Below are 24,589 nucleotides of genomic sequence, written 5' to 3'. Positions count from 1 at the left end.
GGGAGTTGATCTTTTTTCCGTTTGACAGCTTTGATCTTTATCCATTGCTTTATCAAAAAAGAATTCTATACTTGTATGAACAAAATATAGAATTCGTTAAATGGAGTTTTATTTCAAGAATACTAGGCAGGCACCGCCTAACAGACCGCTGTCCTCGCTCAGGTTTGTTTTGACAACATTTACATAAGGAGCGATCGTAGAAAAGACTTTTGATTTTACACGCATTTCAACATCTTCCACAAATCCGGCAATCTTCAATGCAACACTTCCGCCGAGGATGACGATATCCGGATCGATAAAAGCATAAATGATGGCGATGGTATTTGCCAAATATTCCTTCGCATCATCAATGATCTGCATGGCAACTTCGTTGCCGGCGAGTGCAAGGTCATTGACTTCTCCAGCATGGGCAACGGATAAACCGGCTTTTCTAGCACGTGTGGTAATAGCTGTACCAGATGAGATAGCTTCCACTCCTCCTGGATAAATAGAGCCGTGTGTCGGACCATCTTTCCAAAGCGGGATATGAGCAATCTCATGAGCAAATCCATGAGCACCCTGATAAATACGTTTATGAATAGCCAATCCTGCGCCAACACCGGTAGAGACAGTGATAAATGACACATAATTATAATCTTTTCCTCTTCCGATACATGCTTCGGCAAGACAAGCAAGATTTGCATCATTCTCTAAATATACAGGTAATTTTGTTGCTTCGCTCAGCTTTTCGCAAATGGGATAATTATACCATTCTTTATTCAGATTTGTTGTCGTAAGGATATATCCATGCAGAAGATCGAGTGGCCCAGGACAAGAAATGCCGATACCCTCTGCTTTTTTTCCAAAGCCGGCAATAGCTTTGCGTATCTCTTCAATAGTTGCATAAGGATCGGATGGATTAGTTGCAAATTGAACGCGGTTTTCGATGCTATATTTTTCATTGATCAATGCGACACGTGTATTTGTTCCCCCGATGTCAATGGCAATTGCATATTTCATGATTCATTCCTCCTTAATTCCGTATATTATTATCTATAGCATAGCACAGTTTTATCCGTGCAAAATAAAAAAGAATGAGAATTACTCAAATTCATTTGGCTATAAAACGGGAAATGTTTATAATAAGATGGTATTTATTTCTAAAGAAGGGGGATCTTTCATGTGTAAACTAGCAAGATATCTGAAACCATATTGGCTTCAATGTACTCTAGGTCCTTTTTGTAAATTAATGGAAGCTGTATTGGAATTGATCTTGCCAACGATCATGGCCTATATGATCAATGACGGTGTAGTCAAACATGATTTTCAAGTTGTTTTACGATTAGGGGGACTCATGATCGTAATGGTGATTGTCGGTTTCTGTTTTTCAATGGTTTGTCAGTATAGTGCGGCACTAGCTTCACAAGGATTTGGAACGGATATGCGAAATCGTCTATATGCTCATATTCAAACATTTTCTTATCATGATATCGATCATTTTACCACGACTTCGCTGGTGAATCGATTGGGCAATGACGTCAATCAGCTGCAATTGGCAGTTGCCATGTTGATCCGTCTTGTCATTCGTGCTCCTTTTATTATTATAGGAGCTATTGTTATGGCAATGTTTCTTGATCTTCGGTTATCTTTTATTTTAATTGCCGCGGTACCTTTTATTTCATTGATCCTGTTTTTATTTATCCGTTTTTCGACACCCCTGTATCGTCAGTATCAAAGAAAATTAGATCAGTTCGGCTCCGTATTACAAGATACATTTGCAGGGATTCGTGTGATTCGTGCTTTTGTATCGCAGAGAAGAGAAAAGAAACGAGTTGAAAGAAATATAGATGATCTGCAAGAACAAATGATGAAAATTGCACGTTTATCTGCATTATTAAATCCTTTAACAGCGTTTGTGATCAATATGGCAGTCATCATTATACTGTATCAAGGTGTATGGCAGATCCAAGATGGAACGATTGCGCCAGGTGTTATTGTAGCATTCATCAATTATGCTTCTTCTATCCTGACGGCATTGGTTGCTTTAAGCAATCTGATCGTGATCTTCACGAAAGCGGCGGCAAGTGCGCAGCGTGTAAATGAAGTGCTGGAATATGAAGCAACGATGGAAGATGGGAACAACTCAATTTTATATGAAAAACCAGAAGAAGCTGTCTGCTTTGAAAATGTTCGCTTTTCTTATGGAGAAGGGGAAGCAGCATTGTCTGATTTAAATTTTGTGATCCATACAGGAGAAACCATAGGGATCATTGGCGGCACAGGTTCTGGAAAAACAACACTGATTCATTTGATCAGTCGTTTTTATGATCCTCAAGCAGGTACAGTTTATTTGTACGGGCAAGATATTCGTACAATAAAACATGAAGAAATTTGCAAAGAGATCGTAAGTGTTCCACAAATCAATGAGTTATTTTATGGAACCATTCGTGACAATATCTGTTTTGGATATACGAATGTGAGCGATGCGGAAATTTGGAAAGCATTGGAAGATGCACAGGCTGCAGATTTTGTAAAAAATCTTAAAAATGGTCTAGATGCAAAAGTAGAAAGAGGAGGCGCTAATTTCTCGGGCGGGCAGCGCCAACGTCTCTGTATCGCTCGTGCATTGTTGCGAAAACCATCCGTCTTGATTTTAGATGATTCATGCAGTGCTTTGGATTTTAAGACAGATGCTTCTTTGCGCAAAGCTTTGCGGGAACAGTATGGGAATGCTACAAAGTTCATTGTATCGCAGCGTGTTTCTACTTTGTTGAATAGCGATCGCATCCTTGTTTTGCAGGATGGGAAAATAGTTGGATCCGGAGTGCATGAAGAACTATATGATACATGTGCTGTATATCGAGACTTATGTAAAACCCAGAAAATAGAAAAAGAGGTGATGCGGTTATGAAAGAAACTTTGAAGCGGTTAATTGGTTTTTTGTGGTTGTTTAAAGGCGCATTGCTTATTTCTCTTTTTTGTGCATTTATCTCTGTCTTGTTGAATGTTGCTGCTCCTTTGTTGATTGGGAATATTATCGATCATATTACCGCACAGATGCAGTTCTCACAATTGATCATGCGTATTAGTATATTGGTCGCTATGTATGTAGCATATTCGATTTTTAATTGGGGGATGATGGCAGCCAGCAATCATATTGCTTTTTCGAGCTGCAGTGTCTTACGCAGACAGCTGTATGCTAAATTAGAACAATTGCCTGTTTCTTTTTATGATCAACATGCCAGAGGAGATCTTATTTCTCGTTTTATCAATGATATCGATTTCATCAGTGACGGATTTTTGCAGTCACTCTCTACGATGTTAAGCGGTGCTGCAACCATTGTCTTAACCCTGATTTTTATGATTCAGATCAATTGGATCATGACTGGGATCGTTGTCATTTCTGCACCGTTTACTTATTTGGTGGCACGGATCATTACGGTACGCACCAATCGGTATTTTAATGAACAGGCAAACATCCTGGGTAAATTAAATGGATATAGCGAGGAGATGTTAAGCGGTATTCGTAGTGTAAAAGCATTTGGCTATGAAAAACAAGCACAAAAACAATTTGTGAAATATAATCAAGAATTGTATGTATCTGGCGTAAAATCGCAGTTTTATGGTTCGTTGGCAAATCCGAGCACACGTTTCGTCATGAACAGCGCTTATGCAATTGTTGGTGCAGTAGGTGCTATTCTCGCTTTTTTAGGCCAGATCACCATCGGAAACATTTCTACATTTTTGATGTATTCCAATTTATTCTCAAAGCCATTTACAGAGATTACCGGTGTAATGACACAATTGCAGAGTGCGGTTTCTAGTGGAAAGCGTATTTTTGCGATCATGGATCTGCCAAAGCAAAGTGACGATCAACAATTCAATGAGCTGATGTTAAATAAAGGTGCTGTTTCCTTTGACCATGTCTCTTTTGCCTATGATGAGAAAAAACCTCTGATGAAAGATATTACATTAGATATAAAAGCAGGCAGCAAAGTGGCCATTGTTGGTAAAACAGGTGCAGGAAAGACTACTTTAGTTAATCTGCTGATGCGTTTTTATGATGTGAATAGCGGCTGTATCTGTATAGATGGACAAAATATCAACGAAGTAAAACGAGATTCTTTGCGTTCCCAGTTTGGTATGGTTTTACAGGATACTTACTTATTTGAGGGCACAATAGCGGATAATATCGCTTATGGAAAACCGCAGGCAACACGTGATGAAATCATTGCCGCTGCAAAAAAAAGCGGAGCACATGAATTTATCATTCGTTTGAACCACGGTTATGATACCATTTTACATGCCAACAGCAATATCCTGTCACAGGGCCAAAGACAGTTGCTTTCAATTACAAGAGTATTGTTGATGAATCCACATATCTTGATATTGGATGAAGCGACCAGCAGCATCGATACCTTAAGCGAACAGCATGTAAATCATGCAATGGAGTTGTTGATGGAAGGAAAAACAAGTTTTATTATCGCTCATCGTTTGTCTACCATCATTGATGCAGATCAGATACTGGTAATGGATCAAGGAAATATCATCGAACAAGGAACACACAAGGAATTACTCGCTAAAGAGGGTGCTTATACCCAATTGTTCAACAGCCAGTTTGCTTCTTAGTTCTTTATTTAACTCTTACTGTATATTAGTAAGAGTTTTTAATTATAAAGTAATTTTATGGTTTTGTTATAATGAAAGGAGAATAAAATGTATGAATCTAGACCGTTTTTTGCTAGCACAGGAAAATATGTATGAAACTGCAAAGATGGAATTAATGAATGGAAGAAAAGAAACCCATTGGATGTGGTATATCTTCCCGCAATTAAAAGGATTAGGGAGAAGTGCCATGGCGGACTATTACGGCATACAAGATAAACAGGAGGCTTGTGAATATGCACAGCATCCCATTTTAGGAAACAGACTGAGAGAATTAACAGATGTCTTGCTGGCTTTGCCTTGTCATGATCCTCAGAAGCTTATGGGCTTTCCAGACGATCTAAAATTAAGATCCTGCATGACTTTGTTTTGGTACATAACAAAAGAAGAGCGTTTTTACAATGTGCTGCTTTACTATTTCTATGGTAAAGCAGATGAAAAGACAATAGAACGATTAAAGGGGGAGTGAGGAATGATTGGAATCATTGCTACTTGGCGTATGGCTTTGGAGGGAATACAACAGGTTTATCAGCAGTTAATCGATGGCCAATATGCAGGAGATGCGCTCGAGGAAGCAATTCGGGAAGTAGAGGATTTTGCTCTTTATAAAAGTGTAGGATATGGCGGACTGCCAAATAAAGAAATGGTCGTAGAATTAGATGCAGGTTATATGGATGGGGATACGTTAGGCATCGGCTGTGTTGGAGCTGTTCAAGATTTTGCAAATCCGATCCGTATTGCAAAAGCTTTGTCTAAAGAAACAGTCAATAATTTTCTGGTTGGTGCTGGTGCAATTAAATATGCCCAACAGCATGGATTTGAAAGAAAGAATATGTTAACCAAAAGTGCGGAAATCTTTTATCATCAACGTGTGAAGGAAATGCAGGAGCAACAACTGGATCCTTATTCTGGTCATGATACAGTGGGAATGGTCTGCTTGGACCAAGATGCACATATGTGTGCAGCAACAAGTACAAGCGGTTTGTTCATGAAACATGTTGGACGCGTGGGAGATTCTCCAATTCCTGGTTCTGGTTTTTATGTAGATTCTGCTGTTGGCGGAGCCTGTGCAACCGGATTAGGAGAAGATGTGATGAAAGGTTGTGTATCCTATGAAATTGTTCGTTTGATGAAAGATGGAAAGACACCGCAGGAAGCCTGTGAACAAGCAGTAAATCATTTGGATGCAGAACTGAAAAAAAGACGTGGAAATGCTGGGGACATGTCATTGGTTGCAATGAATAATAAAGGAGAATGGGGCGTTGCTACAAATATTGAAGAGTTCTCTTTTGTCGTAGCAACCAGCCAATTAAAACCAACGGTTTTTTTAGCAAAAAAAGATATACAAGGCAAAACATATTTTGAGCAGGCAAGCGATGAATGGATCAGAAATTATGTCAGAGAATGTATGACAGAAATCAAATAGAGGCATTAGGAGAAGAGGATGAATTACATAGTAGAAATCTGTACTGGAAGTTATGAAGATTGTATTGCCGCAGCAAAAGGCGGGGCAAAACGTGTTGAATTGAACAGTGCTTTAAGTGTGGGCGGACTTACAGCAAGTCTCGCTGTATTAAAACGGGTAAAAAAAGAGACAGATCTGAAAGTCATCTGTATGGTAAGACCGCGTGCAGCAGGATTTTGTTATGGTGAAGAGGAATATCTTATCATGCTGGAAGAAGCTGCGCTCTTGTTAGATCACGGTGCGGATGGAATCGCTTTTGGATTTCTTCATGCGGATGCAACCGTAAATGTAGAATATACGAACCAAATGACAGAACGAATACATTCTTATCAAAAAGAAGCTGTTTTTCACCGGGCATTTGATGTAACAAAGGATCCGATTCAATCAATTGAACAGCTTATTGCATGCAAAGTAGATCGTGTTTTGACCAGCGGCCAATGTGCAAAAGCAATACAGGGCATTGATTTGATTAGAGAATTACAGATACGCTATGGAAAACAGATTGAAATTCTGGCAGGAAGCGGCGTAAATGCAAATAATGTGAAAGAACTATTTTCCAAAACAGGCATCAATCAAGTACATTCTTCTTGTAAATCTTTTAAAGAAGATCCTACCACTTTTTATCATCAGGTCAGTTATGCATATCTACCAGCTCCGCATGAAAGAGAGTATGACATCGTTGATGAACAATTGGTACAACAATTGGTTCAGGAAGTAAAAGAATTAAAAAAGGAAATGGACTTAGAAAAGTAAAAGTTCATTTCCTTTTTATCATTTTTTTAAATCTTTCTTTAATTTTCTTAAATTATTCGAACGAGGTATCTTTTTTAGCTTTTGATAATTCTCTGCTAAAGCTTTTTCATATTTGCCCTGGTTTCCTGGGAAATAAAAAGTGTGGTCTTTTATTGCGTCAGGTAAATACTGTATGTACGGCCATAGCTGAGGCATACCATAATCATAACGGTCTTCCTCTTGTAATGCTGTTGGAGTATATTTAAGATAGTCAGGAATTGGGCATGCTTGTTGATGGATCGTTTGTATGGCTTGATCAATTGCATTTTCTGCACTTTTTGATTTTGGAGAAAGAGATAGATCAATGACAGCCATGCTGAGAGGAATACGTCCTTCAGGAAAGCCGATTCTTTTTGCAGCATCAATTGCTTGTATTGTACGGGCTACAGCTCCTGGATTGCCTAATCCAATATCCTCATAAGCAATTACTAAGAGTCGGCGCTCTATTGATTCCATATCGCCGCTTTCAATTAATTGTGCTAAATAATACAATGCTGCATCTACATCGCTGCCGCGAATCGATTTTTGAAACGCACTTACCAAATCATAATGGCCGTCGTCACTTTTAAAACTTTTTTGATTTGCGACGATAGGGATCCTTTCCAATAAGGTTCGATCAATAGTCGTATCCGCTGCTAAAGTCGCACACAGTTCAGTTAGATTCAACGCATAGCGAATATCTCCGCCGCTTTGTTTCGCAATGAAGTGTTTTGCTTCCTCTGTCATAGTGAAAGCATGATTTAAGCCTTTGGGAGAAATTAAAGCTCGCTGGATTGCTTCACAAATGTCCTCTTCGCTGGGTGTGCGTACTTCAAACAAATGACAGCGGGAACGAATAGCAGGATTGATGCTGTGCAAGGGGTTCGCTGTTGTAGCGCCAATCAAAGTAATCGTTCCATTTTCTACATATGGCAACAATAGATCTTGTTTATCTTTGTTTAAACGATGAACCTCATCAATGATCAAAACAAAACCAGGAAACATCTTTGCTTCCAAAAAAAGCGAATCTAATTCTTTTTTTGTACCATTTACAGCGTTGAATAGCCGATAAGGCAAACCGACTTCGTTCGCTAAAACGACAGCCAGTGTAGTTTTTCCCATGCCAGGTGCACCATAAAAGATCATGGAATATAATTGTTTCTTTTCCACACAGCTTCGTAATACGCTGCCTGGCGCTATAAGATGTTGCTGTCCAATGATTTCATCTAAATGATTTGGACGCATACGATAAGCAAGAGGTTCTTTCATTCATATCACCAGTCCTATTTTAACATAAAAAGAATGCCTTTATCGGCATTCAAATAAACGAATTATAAAGCTTGTGACAAGCTGACGATTAGGATGAGCAGCAAAAGGACCATTAATAAGATGCTTGCCCAGTTTTTAAAAAACGAAGCAATGGGATAATCATATGCACTGATCATAGACTGCTTGATAGATTTATATTTGGTGATGAAATAAATAAAGAAAATGACACCAATGATCATGATGAGCAGTAGGATAATGCTGTAAATAGTTGAAAATGGTTCAGAATGAATAAAACTAGGCAGTAACGCTATTGCATTGTTGATGACATGAATGCAAATGCTGAGCCATAAAGATCCGCTTTTTATCACTACATAGGCCATGATGGCACCTAATAGAAATACACAAATTGCCTGTGATATAGCCCCGTGCAATAGAGCAAATAATACAGAAGAAATGATGACTGCAAACCATTTGCCATAAGGTCGCAATGCAGATAAGATAACGCCTCGGAATAAATATTCTTCAAAAACAGGAGCAGCAATCACTACTGTAAATATCATAACCGCATTGATCAGCGGATGATTGGCTATCAATAAATTGTTATTAGACATATGGATCGAAAAAATTTCCGACAGGAAATTAAAAAGCAGTGAGAAGGCAACATTCATTCCAAAACCCAATACGAAACAAAAGATTATTTCCTTTATTGAAATTTTTTGTTGGATCCTCCAATGTATATCAGGATTTATTTTTTTTTGATACCCAAAGCGAACGATAAGGAATGTGATGGCCATGCTAAGTAACATAGAGATATAGCTTGCTAGCAACAAATAATCATAATGAAATAGAAAATAGTAGTTTCTAGTTAGAGCGGATGACAGGATCAATGAAATAAAAAAGGTAATAGCAATATAAGTAATCACAGAAATGCTTATAAAAGTGAATCTTTTTTTTGGAGTCTCATACATGGGCGTTTCCCCGCTTTCTAATTATTTTCTTATATTTTAACGATATCTGTATGTTTTGTCGAGTATATAGAAAAACAAGTGTGAATCAACACACTTGTAAATCAATGATCAGTAAGTTTTTCTTTCTTCCTTTTTATAAGTGAAGCTTGTATGAGGATATAAGCAACATAGATCAAGAAAAAGCAAGGAATGATAAGGCTGAAAGGCAAATCAAACTTTTCCATGTATCCTTCAAACAAAATCAAAATGACGATCAACGGGAGAATGTAACTGATGTAAAATTTGGCGATAGAAGGAAGTTTTAAGCCTTTTCCGCTGTTTACTTCTTTAATATAATTTTGCCATCCCCATCCATAGCGGCTGGTACAAAAGAGAAGATACATCAAAGAGCCCAAAGGAAGCAGATTATTTGTTACGATAAAATCTTCCAGATCTTGAATGGTCGTTCCTATTCCCAACGGCTGGATGTGCTGCAGAAGATTAAATCCAAAAGCACAAGGCAAAGAGAGAACCATGACAAGAATGAGATTGATGATCACGGCTTTCTGTCGGCTCCATCCATAGTCCATAGCAAATGCAATGATATTTTCAAATACAGCAATAATCGTTGTTAAAGCGGCAAAAGCCAGGAAGACAAAGAATAAGGATCCCCATATTTGTCCTCCGGACATAGCATTAAAAGTTGTAGGTAAAGTGACGAAAATCAGTCCAGGTCCGCTGCCGGCATCTATATCAAAAGTAAAGCAAGCAGGAAAAATGATCAGACCGGATACAAGTGCAACGATCGTATCCAATATCACAACGTTGATGCTTTCAGAGACCAATGAGTGCTCTTTATCAATGTAACTGCCAAAGATTGCCAAAGCACCGATACCAAGGCTTAAGGTAAAAAAAGCCTGCCCTAATGCTTCAAATATGATTGTTCCAAGAGAATATTTTTCTAATGCCCTTTGAAAATCTGGAATCAGGTAGAAAGACAAACCTTCCTTTGCGCCGCTTAAGAAAAAACTGTGAATTGCTAATACCAGCATAATGACAAATAAAGCGTTCATCAAATATTTTGATATCTTCTCAACTCCGTTTTTTAAACCACGTGAACAAATTAAAAAACCTATTAAGGTAACAACGATCATCCAAAGCACTTGTTGAAAAGGATCCGCTAAAAAAGCATTAAATGCATTATTAACGCCAGCAGCATTACTATTTGCCAATTCTCCGCTGGCCATTTTGAAAAAATAAGCAATCATCCATCCGCCAACAGTGGTATAGAACATCATGAGCATATAATTTCCAATCAAAGGGATGATCTTGATCCAATGCCATTTTGTACCTTTTGGTTCCAATAATTCAAATGATTTGGCTGCAGAACGTTGGGAAGCACGCCCAACAGAGAATTCCATTGTCATGATCGGTAATCCCAGCAATGCCAGAAAGAACAAATAAATGATTACAAAAGCAGCCCCTCCATATTGTCCTGTTATATAAGGAAAGCGCCACACATTCCCTAGACCAACTGCGCATCCGGCAGAGATGAGCAGAAAACCTATTCGGGAAGAAAATTTTTCTCTAGAATTCACATTAACACTCCTATCTGTACTAAAAATTATCATATATGGTATTGAAAAGCATGTCAATGAGCACAAATGGCAACTATATGAAATAAGGCATATATGCAGGAAGATCGTGCATATAGATGAATGAAAGGAGGAGAGCTATGGAAGAAAGTGTGAATCCTTTACGATTTGAAACAAACCCCTATCATCATGTAGTGATCAAAGACAGAAAGACGATGGAATTAAGCGGAGTCAAACAGATTGATAGTTTTGATTCAGATGAGTTTTTATTAGAAACTACATTGGGCTGGATGCTGATCAACGGAAAAGATCTATCTTTAGGAAAATTAGATACAGAGCACGGGGATCTGATCATAAAGGGAAATATTGATTCTATTAATTATTTATCAAATAAAAAAGGGCAGGAACGAACCTCCCTGTTTGCACGATTATTTAAATAATGTTATTAGCAACACAAATTCAAGTTATATTGTTTCATTTATTATGCGGTTGGTTGTATGCGTTTGGATTTTCTTTTTTACAAACACTGACACAATATCATCGTCGCTCATTGCTGACTTCTGTTTGCGAGATCGTATATCACGCGCTTGTGAGCATTTTGCTGTTCGCAGGATTATTGCAATTAAATGGTGCTGTAACTAATTTTTACCTATTCTTATTTTTCTTGCTTGGAGCTTATCTTTACTATTGTTTTTATTTTATGATTTTTTATCATTTTTTCACTGTTATACGCCATTTTATCCATAAAAGAATTACAAAAATTTCTATTGCGAAATCCCATATGATTGGTATAATTAAAAAGAACACAAACCGATTAAGACGGCTAAAATGGAGGGATGCGCATGACAGCAAGAAAACGAACGTTAACGATGCCAGCTAGGGTCTTTTTATGCTTGCTGATGGCTTCTGTTTCCATTGCTATGTTGGTAAGCTGTGCAAAAGATGTGTTCAATATGTTTCAGCTGAAAGATCAGATTTCCCAAAATAAAACAGAGATTTCAAAACTGGAAGATGTAAAAGAAACATTGACCGATCAGAAAGAAAAGTTGCAAGATCCAGAGTACCTGAAATATATGGTGCGAGGAAAATATTTAGTAACAAAAGATGGAGAACAAGTTTTTAAATTACCGACATCCGACAAAGCATCAGAAGATAACTCATAAAATACAGCCGGACGAATATGAGATCCCGCTGTATTTTTTTGTTTGCCAGACTGTGATTTAATGTTGAAAGATATTTTTTCGATGATATTGAAGAAATAATCGTCGTTCATCACTTAATAAGCGTTCTTCTAGTTGAAAGTCAGCAGGGAGGCTGTAAGTTTTTGCATAATCTGTTTCTTTTTTGAGTTCTTTGCAAACCAAGAGTTTCCCATTATCTGCGAAACTGATATAGCCTTGATCGAAAAGATAATCGTGGTTCCTGCAAAGCAACAATCCATTGTTGTTATCAATTGGTTCATATAGGTGTGCACAATCACGAAATGGTTTGATATGGGAAGCTATCAGCATGTGTGGAAGATGAATATTGCAAATCGGACAACAATGGTCAAATTCATGAAACAATGTATCTTTGTAGAATGACTGCAGCTGTTTGGATTCATCACGGTTGTTTGGGATGCCGCGTTTGGGAAGTATGGTCAATATTTCAGAAAGATAAGGGTAAGGTATGATTGCTTTATCTTTGTTCTTCCAACCCTCTTTTGCGGTTGGGTAAATTGTTTTTAAGTAGTAACATAGAATAGTTGGGGACACTAAGGGGGATCGAATATTTTCTTCATATTCATTTGCAATTCGAATGCAGTCATGTAAGATCATATTCGGAATGGAAAGCAAGCCGTTCGATAAAGGGGTAAATAAGCGGCATTGCAATGCAATATCAAACAACAAATCTGGAAGGATATCTTTTAATTGTTCCTTAGTGATTGGCCCGCGAAACAAGCATTCTTTTAATAAAGGGTGTCGGTTATTGTTGCTGAATATGCAAGCAAATAATGAAAGATCTTCTAAAAGGGAATGAGTCATACAATGTGCAAAAATCGTTGCGTTAGGGGTAACATCATATCCTCGAGTTAATTTATGCATCATTCCTGCATCTATGATCTTGTTTAGATCTTCTGTCAGCTTCTTTTTAGAAGGGTATTTATTGGATTCTGTCCGTAATTGTGCATATAGATCATCTACAGCTTGCTGTAGACTGATGCCGCGAATTTCATAATTGTCTAATAATGCAAGTATATGTTTCAGATAAGACTTTTCCATAGATACACATCCTTTGTTTTCATTATACATGATAAGTGAGAAGCCAAGACAGATATTTTGTAGATCACTCGCATATTCTGAGCGTTTTCGACAAAGTGAAACCTTTACAATGTAACCATAAAAGGAAGGTGTTTACGAATGAAGGGACCGGGAATCAAGGATTATATGGAGGAATTGTCAAAAAAGAAAGAAAGCGCACATGATCAGGGAGAAGAATTTATTGATATCAGTTCCAAGCAATTACATCAAGAAATATCGCCTAATCATGCCACTATGCCAACGTGCTGTCAAGCGATGTATAAACAAATGCTGGTAGGTGATGAAATCTTGGAACACCCAAAAGGGGCAACAGGATTTGGTTCACATTTAACAATTCGATTTTATGTAAAGGAAATACAAGGAAGAGACCGTCTTTATCCAGATAAAAAAAGAGGACGTCCAGCAAAAAGTGAAGAAGAAAAAGCGGTTACTCGTAAAGCGAAGCTGAAACATTCTACACAGGATTTATGTGCCATATTGAAGTCATGGTTGAGTGAACATGGATGGGAGTATACAGAAGAAAAAGGAATTATTCGCGCACATCATGATCAGAAACGGTGGATCATCAATGTGCAGGGAATCAAACGTGGAAGAAAACAGCCTTTGCCTGTAAAATTAAGTGAAATTATTCGACAGATGGATGATGAAAACGCAGATTATAGCATAGCGTTCAACGATTCTCCTTCTTACCGGCGACAATGGCAAGAAATTCCGCAAAATGTAAAAGAGCGTCTGCATATGAGTGTTATCTTGGCAGATAAAAAAGGAAATATCGTAAAAATTTAATAAGAGGCTGTAACGAAATAGAAGATTTTAATTAAACGAATCTGTCTATTGAGGTTACGACCTCTTTTTTCTTTTCTTTACTTTGAAATTGTTTCAATTCTCCCAATTATCCCTGTTTTTTGGCATTATGAAAACACCTATTGTGGAAAACCCATCAACATTATTTATGCTTGTGCTTTTTTTCTTGTTTTTTTGTTATGATATTTCATCAGATTAAAGCCTACGCACACCAACAGGAACTCCATTTCTACATTTTTGATGCTTCTCCTATGTAATCTGTCATAAGCATAATCTTCTTTTATCACTCCAAATGCTCCTTCGCTTTGTATGGATCTTTGCACTCGATGATGGATTCCTTCTTCGCTATTTAGTTTTTTTCTCGCTGTTCTTTCAAACTCCTCAAGTATCGGATTCACGCTTATCGTTCGATCTCCCTTGGCTTTCGTACATTGAGATTTGAGTGGGCAATCCGTGCATTTGCCACAACTGTGCGTTTGATTGATTCGATAATATTTGCTTCTCTTATCAACCGTTTCATTGATACAGCCAAATTCATGTCCTGCCGGGCAGATATATCTTCCATTTCCATTTCTGTTCCAGTTTGATTTGATGAATGTTTTTTTCTTGTAGCTCGTTTCTTTTTCTTTTGAATACATCATATATTTGATATAGGCTTCCATATCATTTTCTAAACAGAAGAAATAATTATCATAGGATCCATATCCTGCATCCGCTGCTACTGTTTTAGGCATCCTGTTATAAAGTGCTCTGAATGTTTCAAGAAATTTGATAAATGTCTTTTGATCGGTTCTATCCTGATAGATACAAGCCAATTGGATATATTCGCTGCTTACTGCTATCTGTGCATTGTATCCTGCCTTGAAGATTCCTGTCTTCATGTAATGGTCCTCTTTCATGTGCATCATCGTTGCATCGTGGTCTGTTTTCGAACAGCTGTTTCTGTCAGGTCCGCATAGTTCAATTCTTTCCAAACAGTTTTGCAGTGTTTCTTTGTATTTCATCAATTCATCATAATAACGCTGAATCTGGCTTTTTCGCTTACCTTTTCCATAAATGAAAGTGATTCCCTCTTGTTCAACGATATGAAAAATTTGGTTAGCCATATTCTCTATGTCTTTTATTGTCCACTCCTCTTTTTGAGATGCTTCAATACGATCACCCAGTTTCTTGACCCATTCGTTTAATCGAGTGAATATTTTATCTCTTGTTTTGATTGCGGTCTTTTTCCAGATGAAAGTAAACTTGTTGGCATTGGCCTCAAGCTTGGTTCCATCAATATAAACCGTATCATGATCAATTGACGGATCTAATATCTCAATTGATTCAAATATATCTCTAAAAATGAATTGGATGTCATATTTTAAATACTTTTGGATGAAACGATGAAATGCCATGTGACTTGGCGTTTCCTCCTGCATCAAGAACATGAAACGGATGTCTGTTCTACAGCTTTTTTCAATATCTCTTAGACTATAAATATGATTCATGAACGCAAACAGGATGACTTTGATCATCTTGAAGGGATTATATTCTTCACGCCCTCTGTGAGCAGGGTGATCAAGATATTTGTTCCAGTTGACTCCTTCCATCACTTCAAGAAAACTGTACACCGGATCAGAAGAATCGATCTTTTTTTCACAATCCAGTGGTAAAATCATCTGAAATGCGGTATAATTCCTATTGCTCAAATAGGAATGATTTAGCTCTAACACTTCGATGTTTTTCATAGCTAAATTATACCAAAAAATGCATCCTTTCTCTTTCGAGATTAGATGCATTTTTTATTTTTGGCTATTCCTTATTCGTTACAGCCTCTTTCATCTATTGGGACCATATGCCGTTTGTATTGCTCTAATTTTAATTGCATTTGTTGTTAAAAACGATTATCATATAGATTATGTGTTAAAATAAAAGAAATAGGTAAAAAGAAAATTCGCTTTTTAGGAGGCCGTTATGCAATTTGTGGAATTAACTGAAAAAAAATATACTGATTTTTTCAATAACTATCCAAAAGCTAATTTCTGGCAATCAGTAGAAATGGCACATATGCGCCAGGATAAAGGATGGAAAATAGAGTATGTCGGTGTAGAAGAAAATGATCGTATAATAGCAGCTGCATCCTTACACTCACAAAAAGTGTTTTTAGGTTATCGTGTCTATATGATTCTGCGCGGTTTCTTGATCGATTATGATAATACAGATCTGCTCCAGTTTTTTTTATCAGAACTGCGTAAATATTTAAAAAGAAATAAATGTATGTATGTTCGTATGGATCCATATGCAGAATATCAAAAACATTTGCCGGATGGAAGCGTGGAACAAGGCACACCAAAAAGAGATGATCTGATTCAATTGTTGCAGTCATATGGTTTTCATCATCTTGGTTTCCGTACAGAAATTGATAATAATTATGAACCGCGTTGGATATCCGTCTTGCCATTAACAGGAAAAAAAGACGCAGACGTTTTGAAGCAAATGCACAGTCAAACCCGGCAGAATGTAAATAATACGATAAAAACTGGTGTAAAAGTAAGAGAGCTTGCTTATGAGGAGCTGGATATTTTATACCATATGGTCAATTTAACAGGAAATCGCCGACATTTTCAAAATCCGGATGTGGCATATTATCAATATTTTTATAAAGAATTCAAAGAACATAAAAAAGTTCTATATGCTTATTTAGATACAGAAGATTATCGTGATAGAAATGAAAAAGATCTTGTAGAGTTAAAAAAGAAAGAAGAAGAATTATGCGCATTGCTCGCAGAAAATCCGCAGTCACAGAAAAATGAACGCCGTCTTCGCTCTACACGTGATTTGATTGCTGCACATGAAAAAAGAGTGAAAGAAGCTATTGAGTTAAAAGAAAAATATGGAAAAGAAATTCCTTTGGCTGCAGCATTGTTTGTTATTTATCCGATGGAAATCGTTTATTTGTTTAGCGGCAGTGATGATACTTTTAAACGCTTTAAAGGATCTTATGCAATTCAATGGGAAATTATCCGATATGCAATTCAGAAGGGGATCCCTAGATATAATTTTTATGGCATCAGCGGAACCTTTGATGAAAATAGCGAGGAATATGGTGTGTACTTGTTTAAACGCGGATTTCATGCAGACGTCGTTGAGCTGTTAGGAGATTTTCAATGCAACATTGCACCAAAGATTTACTGGCTGTACCAATCATTACACAAAATGAAGGATAAGATCACTCGTGCCTAATGCAAAGATGTATTTTCTCAAAATGATTACATAAGAAAAGACAGAATGTTTTCATGTTTCTATGATCTAGAAGCAATAGAAAAAAATTTCTGTCTCTTTTATTTTTAGACAATATTTTTATGATTAGATAAGTTTTTTGTCCGAAATAAAATGCGGGATAGGGTCGAAACAAATAAGATGCCTAATGCCATCAAAGCGGCGGTACTTAACGTATTGATGCCTGTACTAAGCGCAGCATCGAGATCGTTGTGTACGATATACAGCATAGTATAGTACATGCCCGCACCAGGAACCAATGGGAATAAGGCACTGATCAAAAAAGTAGGAACAGTGGCTTTACGCACCCGTGCCATGATCTCGCTATAGAAAGCGATTGCGATAGAAGCTATAAATACTGCGACAAAGGCACTGCAGCCAAGGGCCAGCATGCATTCATTTACCAAAGAACCAAGCCCTCCGCCGATAGCTGTGATCAGAACGTTTTCTTTGCGCACTTGAAACAGGATCGCAATAAAGATCGTTGCGAACAATGCGCTGAAAATTTTTAAAAACATAATTAGGCACCTCCAAATAATGGAAGCCAGATACTCATAGTGATACCGGCACCTAAGGCAATCGCAATGGCAATCAGACAAGCTTCAATGGCGCGAATGATACCTGCCAATAAATCGCCGCCGATAGAATCGCGTACAGCGTTTGTAATGGCAAGACCCGGTACTAGGAGCATCAAAGATCCAATGATCGCACTATCCAGATTGTGAATCAGACCAAATGTTTGTAAGATCAATGCGACAAAAGTCAATACAACGCTTGTACAAGTGATCTTTACGATGAAATTGATCTGGTGGTATTCAAAAACTTGTACACAATATTGTGTTAAACATCCAATAAAAAATGCAAAACAAGCATCCATTGGACCACCGCCAAAATAAATTGTAAAGAATGCCGCAATCATGCCTCCTGCTATGCGAAGAATGCGCCAGCTATATTCTTGTGCGTGTTCGATGCGATCCAGTTCATCCAAAGCTTCCTCGATGAAAGGCACATTTCGTTCACATCGTCTAGATAATTCATTTACGAGATTGATCTTCTCTAGATTTAATGAGCTGCTTCGAATACGCATGATCTTTGAATATGTGTTTCCCTGGTAGGAAAAGGATAGAAACATTCCGGTAGGGATCACAAATGCGCTTGCTTCGTCTACACCAAATGCTTCACATAAACGACAGATCGTATCTTCTGTTCTTTGGATTTCTGCCCCGCTCTCAAGTAAAATCTTGCCAGCTTTTGAACTGAGTTTTAACAGCTGTTCTGGTGTCATGCTCTTTCTCCTTTATTTCATTTATGAATGATTTGTTTCAGTTAAGAATCTGCGAATTTCTTCTATTCTTTCACAGGCATCCGCATATCCTTGATCATACAATCCTTTTAATTTATGAACATCTTTTTCTAAACGGGAAATTGTAACATTTTCTTTTGGCCGGATGATCAGGATATTCCCTTCTTTTTCTTGTTTCTCCAAGTAATCCAATGTAGCATTATAACGAAGATGGCGATCTTCCATTTTTTTGATCAAATTTGGATAATGACGATAACATGCACGAATCAAAGGTAAAGAAGAATCTTTTTTCTTTCGATATTCTTTGCATTGAGTCAAGACAACAATGTTTTTTGTGTATCCCATCGATTGAAACTTCTGAAGAGGAATACTGTCACTGATTCCTCCATCTAATAGTTTTTGACCATCTAATTGAACGATCCTGCTGACAAGCGGTAAAGAGGCGCTTGCTCGTACGTATTCTACATCCTGTTTCATATTGATGATACGAAAGTATGCAGGTTCTCCCGTTTCGATATTTGTACAGACAGCATATAGTTTTGTCTTCGTTTCATTAAATGTTTTAAAATCATAAAGATCTAATTGTTCCGGTATAGTATGATAAGTAAATTTTGCGTTGAAAAGATCTCCGCTTGTGAGCAAAGATCGTATGCTCATATAGCGTTTATCATGTTGAAAAGTCTCTGTGATGCGGAAAGCACGGCCCCTTTGCTTTGAAACATAACTGCAGGCATGACATGCGCCGGCAGATACACCGATCACGCCGTTTACTTCAATATCATTATCTAAGAAAGCATCTAATACGCCGCAGGTGTAGGCACCTCGCATACCGCCGCCTTCTAATACTAAACCAGTTTTCATAAATGATCACCTCCGTGAGCGTGTATATTATAGCATAATCTCTTTGATGTAAACGAAGTGAAAAAAAGAGAAATCTTGTGAAAAACATAATTCGATTGTAAACGTGAAATGAGAGTGCTAAAATAACTTTAAAGAGAACTGATTGGAGTGATAATATGAAATTAATTTTAGCCATCATGTCAAATGATGACAGCCCAGCTGTTTCTAGTGCATTGACGAAAGAAAATTATCAAGTTACTCGTTTAGCTACGACAGGTGGTTTCCTTCGTGCAGGAAACACAACACTGATCATTGGTACTGAAGATGATTTAGTGGAACGAGCAATCGAAGTAATTGGAGAATATAGTCGTCGTCGAACTGAAGTTGTTCCAAGCACAGCTTCTTATGATATTGGCCGTTATGCTTCTTTCCCTGTTGAAGTACAGGTAGGGGGCGCTACGATCTTTGTTGTAGATGTAGAACAGTTTGTAAAATTATAAAAAAGCACAGCCTCGGCTGTGTTTTTTTATGATGAAAAAATAAAATTTTGATCGACAGGAAATCATGTTTCCTGCTTTACTCAGATTGTAAAGCATAGAAAAATAAAGTAAAATAAGGAGGAGAGAAAGAGTGTAAGAGGTGACAAGATGAAAGTATTGGTAATCGGTAAAGGCGGGCGTGAGCATGCGATCGCTCATGCGGTAAGCAAGAGTTCGCTGGTAGAGAAACTTTATGCCGCTCCTGGAAACCCGGGAATGGCAGAAATAGCGGAGAATGTGGATATAGGTGATAGTGATGTGGAAGGGCTGCTTGCGTTTGCAAAACAGCAAAAGATCGATCTAACGATCGTTGGCCCGGAACACACATTGGCTTTAGGAATCGTAGATGCTTTCGAAAAAGAAGGTTTAAAAATATTTGGTCCAACAAAAGCAGCTGCACAAGTAGAATCCAGCAAGGAATTTGCTAAAAAGATCATGATGAAATATGGTATTCCAACAGCTGCTTATCAAAGCTTTACAGAAAAAGAGTCAGCAATTGCTTATGTGAAAGAAAAAGGGGCACCAATTGTTGTAAAAGAAGATGGATTAAAAGCAGGAAAAGGCGTTACGGTTGCAGAAACTGTGGAGGAAGCCATTTCTGCATTGGACATTGCTTTTGCTCAAGAAGGAGGAAAAGTAGTGATTGAGGAATGTCTTCGCGGATTTGAATTTTCACTGATTTGTTTTGTATGCGGTGAAACGGTCATTCCAATGGAGATTGCTCAGGATCATAAATGCGCATATGATGGCGATAAGGGACCTAATACAGGAGGCATGGGCGTATATTCTCCGGTTCGTCGCATTACACCGGCTATCATTGAAGAAACGATGCATTCGATCATGCGTCCAATGGCAAGTGCTATGGTAAAAGAAGGTGTACCATTTACCGGCTTTTTGTATGGAGGATTGATGTTGACAACAGATGGTGTCAAGACAATCGAATTCAATGCTCGTTTTGGAGATCCGGAGGCAGAAGTGATCCTTCCGCGGTTACAGAGCGATTTTGTACAAGTCATATTGGATGTCATGGATCAAAAAGAATGCACACTTACATGGAGCAAAGATGTCACGTTAGGTGTCGTACTGGCGTCCGGCGGATATCCAGCCAGCAGTACAAAAGGTGCATGTATCGAAGGGATTGATCAAGTGAATGCACAGATTTACCATATGGGGACTGCATGGAAGGACGGCCATTTAGTAACAGACGGCGGCCGTGTGTTGATCGTTGTAGGTGAAGGCAAGACATTGGAAGAAGCATACGCAAAGACATATGCGGAAGTAAAGAAAATTAATTGTGATTGTCTATTCTATCGTAATGATATTGGAAAGAAAGATATGAATGCATAAAATGGCCATATATCGACAGAAATAGGAACAATAATATGATTTACTAGATATGATTAGGGAAATATAGAAGGAGAGGATATGCGTATGTTCAAAACAGATTTAGAGATTGCACAGGAATGCGTAATGGAAGATATTGATAAAATTGGGGAAAAGGTCGGATTGACCAGTGATGATCTGGAACATTATGGAAAATACAAGGCAAAGATCGATTTAAATGTATTGCGAAGAAATGCAGATAAAAAAGATGGGAAATTGATCTTGGTTACAGCAATCAATCCAACAAAAGCCGGAGAAGGAAAATCAACAACGACAGTGGGACTAGGCGATGCGCTTCGCCGTTTGGGAAAAAATGCGATGATCGCATTACGTGAACCAAGCTTAGGTCCGGTATTTGGTTTAAAAGGCGGTGCAGCTGGCGGAGGATATGCACAGGTTGTACCAATGGAAGATATCAATTTGCATTTTACGGGGGATATGCATGCAATTACTACGGCAAACAACCTTATTTCTGCTTGCTTAGATAATCATATTCACCAAGGAAATGAATTGGATATCGATGTCGACAATGTTACTTGGAAACGCTGTTTAGATATGAATGACCGCGCTTTGCGTCAAATTGAGATCGGATTAGGTCCTAAAGCAAATGGTGTTGAAAGAAAAGACGGATTTAATATTACAGTAGCATCTGAAGTAATGGCAGTTCTTTGTCTGGCTACATCTATCGAAGATCTAAAACAACGCTTTGCGAAGATGCTGATTGCTTATAATACAAAAGGGGAACCGATCTATGTGCGTGATCTGCATATTGAAGGTGCACTTGCCATGATCATGAAAGATGCGATCAAACCGAATTTGATCCAGACTTTGGAACATAGTCCGGTCATCATGCATGGTGGACCTTTTGCGAATATCGCACACGGATGCAATTCTGTTTTAGCAACAAAAATGTGCTTAAAATTAGCAGATTATACTGTGACAGAGGCAGGATTCGGTGCCGATCTAGGTGCTGAAAAGTTCTTGGATATCAAATGCCGATTTGCTGATCTGCATCCAAATGCAGTTGTGATTGTTGCGACGATCCGTGCATTGAAACAACATGGAAACGTTCCTTTTGAAGAGCTGAAAGAAGAAAATATAAGTGCAATGTTAGAAGGTTGTGCCAATTTAGCAAAACATATCGAAACTATTCAGGCATTCGGACTTCCTTATGTGATTGCCATCAACGAATTTGCAACGGATACACAAGCAGAAGTGGATGCTTTAGAAAACTGGTGCAAAGAACATGGTCATCCAATGGCTTTATCGCAAGTATGGGCGAAAGGCGGCGAAGGCGGACTGGATCTTGCTAAAATCGTAGTAGATTTGTGCGAAAAAGAGAATCAGTATCGTCCTCTATATGATGTAAATGAATCGATTGAGCAGAAAATTGAAACAATTGCGAAAACTTGTTATGGAGCTGTTGGTGTTGAATATACATCTGAAGCAATGGAGCAGTTGGCAAACATTAAGAAAAACGGATGGGATGGGATGCCGGTTTGTATGGCAAAAACGCCTACTTCATTAAGCGATCAAGATAAATTATATGGAGCACCAAAAGACTTTAAGATCACAGTACGTGAGTTCCGACCTTCTTTAGGTGCCGGTTTCATCGTTGCTTTGACAGGAAAGGTATTAACGATGCCGGGTCTGCCAAAAAAACCTGCGGCATTAAATATGGATATTGATGAGAATGGGCATATTGTCGGATTATTCTAATCGATTGAATGAAGAAGATTGGCATAATTCTGGTTACATTGTATAATGAAACATAAAAGCAGCTATATGATTGGAGTTGATTTACATTGAGCAAGAAAAATCAAAAATATAGTGCAGTACAACGAGCAAAAGCATATATCGCAAAACGATCTGAGTTGTATAAGCAACAAGGATTTCGTCGTGCACGTCCTTTGACAAAAGAAAGAAGTGCAATTGAGGATCACGGCTATGCTTATATGGTAGATCTTTGTTTGGCATTAACACCAGCTTTATTATGGGTACTTGTTTTTATTCTGATTATTTGTGGTATCTTACCAGTTCTTTTATTAACTCCAATGTATTGGATCACTTTGCTTTTATTGTTGGCTACCAGTTTCGGTTTGACAGGATGGTTGTCTTTGCGTTCACATGGTTTGAGTTTCGGACGTTTTTTGACCGGATTGAAAGTTGTGCGCAAAAATAAGAAAGAAGCGTCGCCGGCAATCTTATTATTGAGAGAAATCATTGAAGTTGGACTTCCTGTTTGTATCTTAGGTTATTTTTTCAATATGCTTGGAATGATCGGGTTTTGGATCGTGAATAGTATCGTTACCGTTTTAAGTCCCGGTCAACGTACGATAGCGGACTGGATCTTAGGAACTTGTTTGATTTACGAACCGCAAATGAATATCCGTTTTGAACAAGATGTAAGAAAAGATCTAGAAATTTCACCGATCGATCTGCATATCCATTCTAATTTCAGCGATGATGGTTATTACAGCGTGGAAGATTTATTCATCAGAGCAAAAGAAATTGGCTGTAAGGTCATTTCCATTACCGACCATAATTGCGTACGAGCCAATACACAGGCAAAACGTTTGAGCGTATTGTATGGTATAGAGTATATTCCTGGTATCGAAATTGATTGCTCTTTCCGTGGACGCCGCCTACGTGTGCTGGGCTATTACATCGATGAGCGAAATGAATTATTTGATGCTATTGAGAGTGAATCGCTCAAACGTGAAAAAGCAGCAAGCATCGAAAGAGGAAAAAGATTGGAAGAATACGCGGGAATCAGCGTGGATATGGAACGTTTATTAGAAAAAACACGTTTTCAAAATGTAAGCGGAAAACAGATTGCAAAAATTGTATTTGAAAATGAAGTGTATCGCCAATTTCCATTGATCCAACGTTATTTAGAAAGTTCAGCAAGCGATGAACGTGCTATCAAACGATTTGCACGTGATATCTTTGGAGAAGGAGGACCATGTTATGTAGAATCGTCCTATCCTTCGTTGCGCGATGTTTTGGAAATCATCCATCTTGCGGATGGAATCGCCGTCTTGTCCAGCTGGGGCTGCGATCAACTGGAACATTCATTCTTAGAACAAGTGCTGGCTGAGAACTTTGATGGTATTGAAGTGTTCTCGCCGATGATAAAGAAAGAGACCATGACACATTTGCTGAAATTGGCAAAAGAACATAAGCTGTTGATCAGTGCTGGCAGTGACTTCCATGGTCCATCACATCCAAACCGATATATGGGTGTGACAAATTGTCCAAAGCAGGCACTTTCTTTGGTAGAAATCTTAACGACGGCTTCTCCTGGCAATATAGATATGTAATTGCAGATACTGCTTTTGAAATGATAAAGCAGTATCTTTTTGTAATAAATGAAAGAAATAGACAGAAAAGGGGAGAATGTCCACTTTTAGCACTCAACACTTTACAGTGCTAAAAGTTTGACTATAATGATAAGTGTAATCGGGG

General features: G+C 38.0%; 23 protein-coding genes. 14 read left to right on the top strand and 9 right to left on the bottom strand.

Annotated features, from left to right (window positions below; genetic code table 11):
- Positions 1–108: 108 nt before the first annotated feature.
- The gene (locus tag BQ9859_RS07220; protein ID WP_075877543.1) at positions 109–999 is read right to left on the bottom strand and encodes an ROK family protein; all 891 of its coding nucleotides are present in this window, start codon (positions 997–999) and stop codon (positions 109–111) included.
- Positions 1,000–1,159: 160 nt separating this feature from the next.
- On the opposite strand from BQ9859_RS07220, the gene BQ9859_RS07215 reads away from it, so the two are divergent.
- From BQ9859_RS07215 to BQ9859_RS07195, 5 genes are all read left to right on the top strand, one after another.
- Entirely contained in the window at positions 1,160–2,890 is a 1,731-nt protein-coding gene (locus BQ9859_RS07215; RefSeq protein WP_075877542.1) for an ABC transporter ATP-binding protein, read from the top strand.
- Entirely contained in the window at positions 2,887–4,608 is a 1,722-nt protein-coding gene (locus BQ9859_RS07210) for an ABC transporter ATP-binding protein (protein WP_075877541.1), read from the top strand. The genes BQ9859_RS07215 and BQ9859_RS07210 overlap by 4 nt, the downstream gene beginning before the upstream one ends.
- Before the next feature lie 91 nt (positions 4,609–4,699).
- Positions 4,700–5,113, top strand: coding sequence for a DUF1810 domain-containing protein (locus tag BQ9859_RS07205; protein WP_075877540.1), 414 nt, complete (start codon positions 4,700–4,702; stop codon positions 5,111–5,113).
- Positions 5,114–5,116: 3 nt separating this feature from the next.
- Complete coding sequence (locus BQ9859_RS07200) at positions 5,117–6,070, top strand: glycosylasparaginase (RefSeq protein ID WP_075877539.1); 954 nt, start codon at positions 5,117–5,119, stop codon at positions 6,068–6,070.
- Positions 6,071–6,088: 18 nt separating this feature from the next.
- Positions 6,089–6,862, top strand: coding sequence for a copper homeostasis protein CutC (locus BQ9859_RS07195; RefSeq protein WP_202613462.1), 774 nt, complete (start codon positions 6,089–6,091; stop codon positions 6,860–6,862).
- 18 nt (positions 6,863–6,880) lie between these two features.
- Here BQ9859_RS07195 and BQ9859_RS07190 read toward each other — a convergent pair whose 3' ends face one another.
- From BQ9859_RS07190 to BQ9859_RS07180, 3 genes are all read right to left on the bottom strand, one after another.
- Positions 6,881–8,149 (bottom strand): replication-associated recombination protein A, encoded by a 1,269-nt coding sequence (locus BQ9859_RS07190; protein WP_075877538.1) that lies wholly within the window; start codon positions 8,147–8,149, stop codon positions 6,881–6,883.
- Between the two features lie 62 nt (positions 8,150–8,211).
- A complete protein-coding gene (locus BQ9859_RS12530) occupies positions 8,212–8,760 on the bottom strand; it encodes a CPBP family intramembrane glutamic endopeptidase (RefSeq protein ID WP_161941288.1) in 549 nt (182 codons plus the stop codon).
- Between the two features lie 458 nt (positions 8,761–9,218).
- Entirely contained in the window at positions 9,219–10,694 is a 1,476-nt protein-coding gene (locus BQ9859_RS07180) for a sodium-dependent transporter (RefSeq protein WP_075877536.1), read from the bottom strand.
- 137 nt (positions 10,695–10,831) lie between these two features.
- On the opposite strand from BQ9859_RS07180, the gene yabP reads away from it, so the two are divergent.
- The 3 genes from yabP to BQ9859_RS07165 are packed head-to-tail and all read left to right on the top strand — an operon-like array spanning position 10,832 to position 11,854.
- Positions 10,832–11,131 (top strand): sporulation protein YabP, encoded by a 300-nt coding sequence (gene yabP / locus BQ9859_RS07175; RefSeq protein WP_075877535.1) that lies wholly within the window; start codon positions 10,832–10,834, stop codon positions 11,129–11,131.
- Positions 11,131–11,571 carry a spore cortex biosynthesis protein YabQ gene (yabQ, locus tag BQ9859_RS12915; protein ID WP_075877534.1) on the top strand — a complete coding sequence of 147 codons (441 nt, stop codon included), beginning with the start codon at positions 11,131–11,133 and terminating at the stop codon, positions 11,569–11,571. Before yabP ends, yabQ begins: the two co-directional genes overlap by 1 nt.
- The gene (locus BQ9859_RS07165; protein ID WP_161941287.1) at positions 11,534–11,854 is read left to right on the top strand and encodes an FtsB family cell division protein; all 321 of its coding nucleotides are present in this window, start codon (positions 11,534–11,536) and stop codon (positions 11,852–11,854) included. The genes yabQ and BQ9859_RS07165 overlap by 38 nt, the downstream gene beginning before the upstream one ends.
- Before the next feature lie 57 nt (positions 11,855–11,911).
- On the opposite strand, the gene BQ9859_RS07160 is transcribed toward BQ9859_RS07165, so the two are convergent.
- Positions 11,912–12,952: an HNH endonuclease gene (locus tag BQ9859_RS07160; RefSeq protein ID WP_075877533.1), complete on the bottom strand. Its 1,041-nt coding sequence runs from the start codon at positions 12,950–12,952 to the stop codon at positions 11,912–11,914.
- A 138-nt stretch (positions 12,953–13,090) separates the two neighbouring features.
- Between BQ9859_RS07160 and BQ9859_RS07155 the strand changes: the two genes are divergently transcribed.
- Positions 13,091–13,777 (top strand): AT hook domain-containing protein, encoded by a 687-nt coding sequence (locus BQ9859_RS07155; protein WP_075877532.1) that lies wholly within the window; start codon positions 13,091–13,093, stop codon positions 13,775–13,777.
- 164 nt (positions 13,778–13,941) lie between these two features.
- Here BQ9859_RS07155 and BQ9859_RS07150 read toward each other — a convergent pair whose 3' ends face one another.
- On the bottom strand, positions 13,942–15,525 hold the full coding sequence (locus BQ9859_RS07150; RefSeq protein WP_075876680.1) for an IS1182 family transposase: 1,584 nt from the start codon (positions 15,523–15,525) through the stop codon (positions 13,942–13,944).
- 226 nt (positions 15,526–15,751) lie between these two features.
- On the opposite strand from BQ9859_RS07150, the gene BQ9859_RS07145 reads away from it, so the two are divergent.
- Positions 15,752–17,020, top strand: a complete 1,269-nt coding sequence (locus BQ9859_RS07145; RefSeq protein WP_075877531.1) for an aminoacyltransferase — start codon at positions 15,752–15,754, stop codon at positions 17,018–17,020.
- Between the two features lie 104 nt (positions 17,021–17,124).
- Here BQ9859_RS07145 and BQ9859_RS07140 read toward each other — a convergent pair whose 3' ends face one another.
- Genes BQ9859_RS07140 through BQ9859_RS07130 form a run of 3 tightly spaced genes read right to left on the bottom strand, consistent with a single transcriptional unit; the run spans position 17,125 to position 19,220 of the window.
- On the bottom strand, positions 17,125–17,574 hold the full coding sequence (locus BQ9859_RS07140) for a threonine/serine exporter family protein (protein ID WP_075877530.1): 450 nt from the start codon (positions 17,572–17,574) through the stop codon (positions 17,125–17,127).
- Positions 17,575–17,576: 2 nt separating this feature from the next.
- The gene (locus BQ9859_RS07135; protein WP_075877529.1) at positions 17,577–18,341 is read right to left on the bottom strand and encodes a threonine/serine exporter family protein; all 765 of its coding nucleotides are present in this window, start codon (positions 18,339–18,341) and stop codon (positions 17,577–17,579) included.
- Positions 18,342–18,362: 21 nt separating this feature from the next.
- Positions 18,363–19,220, bottom strand: a complete 858-nt coding sequence (locus BQ9859_RS07130; protein ID WP_075877528.1) for a patatin-like phospholipase family protein — start codon at positions 19,218–19,220, stop codon at positions 18,363–18,365.
- 155 nt (positions 19,221–19,375) lie between these two features.
- Between BQ9859_RS07130 and BQ9859_RS07125 the strand changes: the two genes are divergently transcribed.
- From BQ9859_RS07125 to BQ9859_RS07110, 4 genes are all read left to right on the top strand, one after another.
- A complete protein-coding gene (locus BQ9859_RS07125) occupies positions 19,376–19,699 on the top strand; it encodes a cyclic-di-AMP receptor (RefSeq protein WP_075877527.1) in 324 nt (107 codons plus the stop codon).
- A 147-nt stretch (positions 19,700–19,846) separates the two neighbouring features.
- Entirely contained in the window at positions 19,847–21,085 is a 1,239-nt protein-coding gene (gene purD / locus BQ9859_RS07120) for a phosphoribosylamine--glycine ligase (RefSeq protein WP_075877526.1), read from the top strand.
- A gap of 84 nt (positions 21,086–21,169) precedes the next feature.
- Positions 21,170–22,840: a formate--tetrahydrofolate ligase gene (locus tag BQ9859_RS07115; protein ID WP_075877666.1), complete on the top strand. Its 1,671-nt coding sequence runs from the start codon at positions 21,170–21,172 to the stop codon at positions 22,838–22,840.
- An 86-nt stretch (positions 22,841–22,926) separates the two neighbouring features.
- Positions 22,927–24,444 (top strand): PHP domain-containing protein, encoded by a 1,518-nt coding sequence (locus BQ9859_RS07110; protein ID WP_075877525.1) that lies wholly within the window; start codon positions 22,927–22,929, stop codon positions 24,442–24,444.
- Positions 24,445–24,589: the final 145 nt, after the last annotated feature.

Source organism: Merdibacter massiliensis, assembly GCF_900155395.1.
Classification (GTDB): domain Bacteria; phylum Bacillota_I; class Bacilli_A; order Erysipelotrichales; family Erysipelotrichaceae; genus Merdibacter; species Merdibacter massiliensis.
This window is presented reverse-complemented; position numbering and strand designations above follow the sequence as displayed.

Excerpts from the sequence above, each read along its gene's own strand:
- BQ9859_RS07220 (WP_075877543.1), bottom strand. The coding sequence starts at position 999 with ATGAAATATGCAATTGCCATTGACATCGGGGGAACAAATACACGTGTC.
- BQ9859_RS07215 (WP_075877542.1), top strand. The coding sequence starts at position 1,160 with ATGTGTAAACTAGCAAGATATCTGAAACCATATTGGCTTCAATGTACT.
- BQ9859_RS07210 (WP_075877541.1), top strand. The coding sequence starts at position 2,887 with ATGAAAGAAACTTTGAAGCGGTTAATTGGTTTTTTGTGGTTGTTTAAA.
- BQ9859_RS07205 (WP_075877540.1), top strand. The coding sequence starts at position 4,700 with ATGAATCTAGACCGTTTTTTGCTAGCACAGGAAAATATGTATGAAACT.
- BQ9859_RS07200 (WP_075877539.1), top strand. The coding sequence starts at position 5,117 with ATGATTGGAATCATTGCTACTTGGCGTATGGCTTTGGAGGGAATACAA.
- BQ9859_RS07195 (WP_202613462.1), top strand. The coding sequence starts at position 6,089 with ATGAATTACATAGTAGAAATCTGTACTGGAAGTTATGAAGATTGTATT.
- BQ9859_RS07190 (WP_075877538.1), bottom strand. The coding sequence starts at position 8,149 with ATGAAAGAACCTCTTGCTTATCGTATGCGTCCAAATCATTTAGATGAA.
- BQ9859_RS12530 (WP_161941288.1), bottom strand. The coding sequence starts at position 8,760 with ATGTCTAATAACAATTTATTGATAGCCAATCATCCGCTGATCAATGCG.
- yabP (WP_075877535.1), top strand. The coding sequence starts at position 10,832 with ATGGAAGAAAGTGTGAATCCTTTACGATTTGAAACAAACCCCTATCAT.
- yabQ (WP_075877534.1), top strand. The coding sequence starts at position 11,131 with ATGTTATTAGCAACACAAATTCAAGTTATATTGTTTCATTTATTATGC.
- BQ9859_RS07165 (WP_161941287.1), top strand. The coding sequence starts at position 11,534 with ATGACAGCAAGAAAACGAACGTTAACGATGCCAGCTAGGGTCTTTTTA.
- BQ9859_RS07160 (WP_075877533.1), bottom strand. The coding sequence starts at position 12,952 with ATGGAAAAGTCTTATCTGAAACATATACTTGCATTATTAGACAATTAT.
- BQ9859_RS07155 (WP_075877532.1), top strand. The coding sequence starts at position 13,091 with ATGAAGGGACCGGGAATCAAGGATTATATGGAGGAATTGTCAAAAAAG.
- BQ9859_RS07150 (WP_075876680.1), bottom strand. The coding sequence starts at position 15,525 with ATGAAAAACATCGAAGTGTTAGAGCTAAATCATTCCTATTTGAGCAAT.
- BQ9859_RS07145 (WP_075877531.1), top strand. The coding sequence starts at position 15,752 with ATGCAATTTGTGGAATTAACTGAAAAAAAATATACTGATTTTTTCAAT.
- BQ9859_RS07140 (WP_075877530.1), bottom strand. The coding sequence starts at position 17,574 with ATGTTTTTAAAAATTTTCAGCGCATTGTTCGCAACGATCTTTATTGCG.
- BQ9859_RS07135 (WP_075877529.1), bottom strand. The coding sequence starts at position 18,341 with ATGACACCAGAACAGCTGTTAAAACTCAGTTCAAAAGCTGGCAAGATT.
- BQ9859_RS07130 (WP_075877528.1), bottom strand. The coding sequence starts at position 19,220 with ATGAAAACTGGTTTAGTATTAGAAGGCGGCGGTATGCGAGGTGCCTAC.
- BQ9859_RS07125 (WP_075877527.1), top strand. The coding sequence starts at position 19,376 with ATGAAATTAATTTTAGCCATCATGTCAAATGATGACAGCCCAGCTGTT.
- purD (WP_075877526.1), top strand. The coding sequence starts at position 19,847 with ATGAAAGTATTGGTAATCGGTAAAGGCGGGCGTGAGCATGCGATCGCT.
- BQ9859_RS07115 (WP_075877666.1), top strand. The coding sequence starts at position 21,170 with ATGTTCAAAACAGATTTAGAGATTGCACAGGAATGCGTAATGGAAGAT.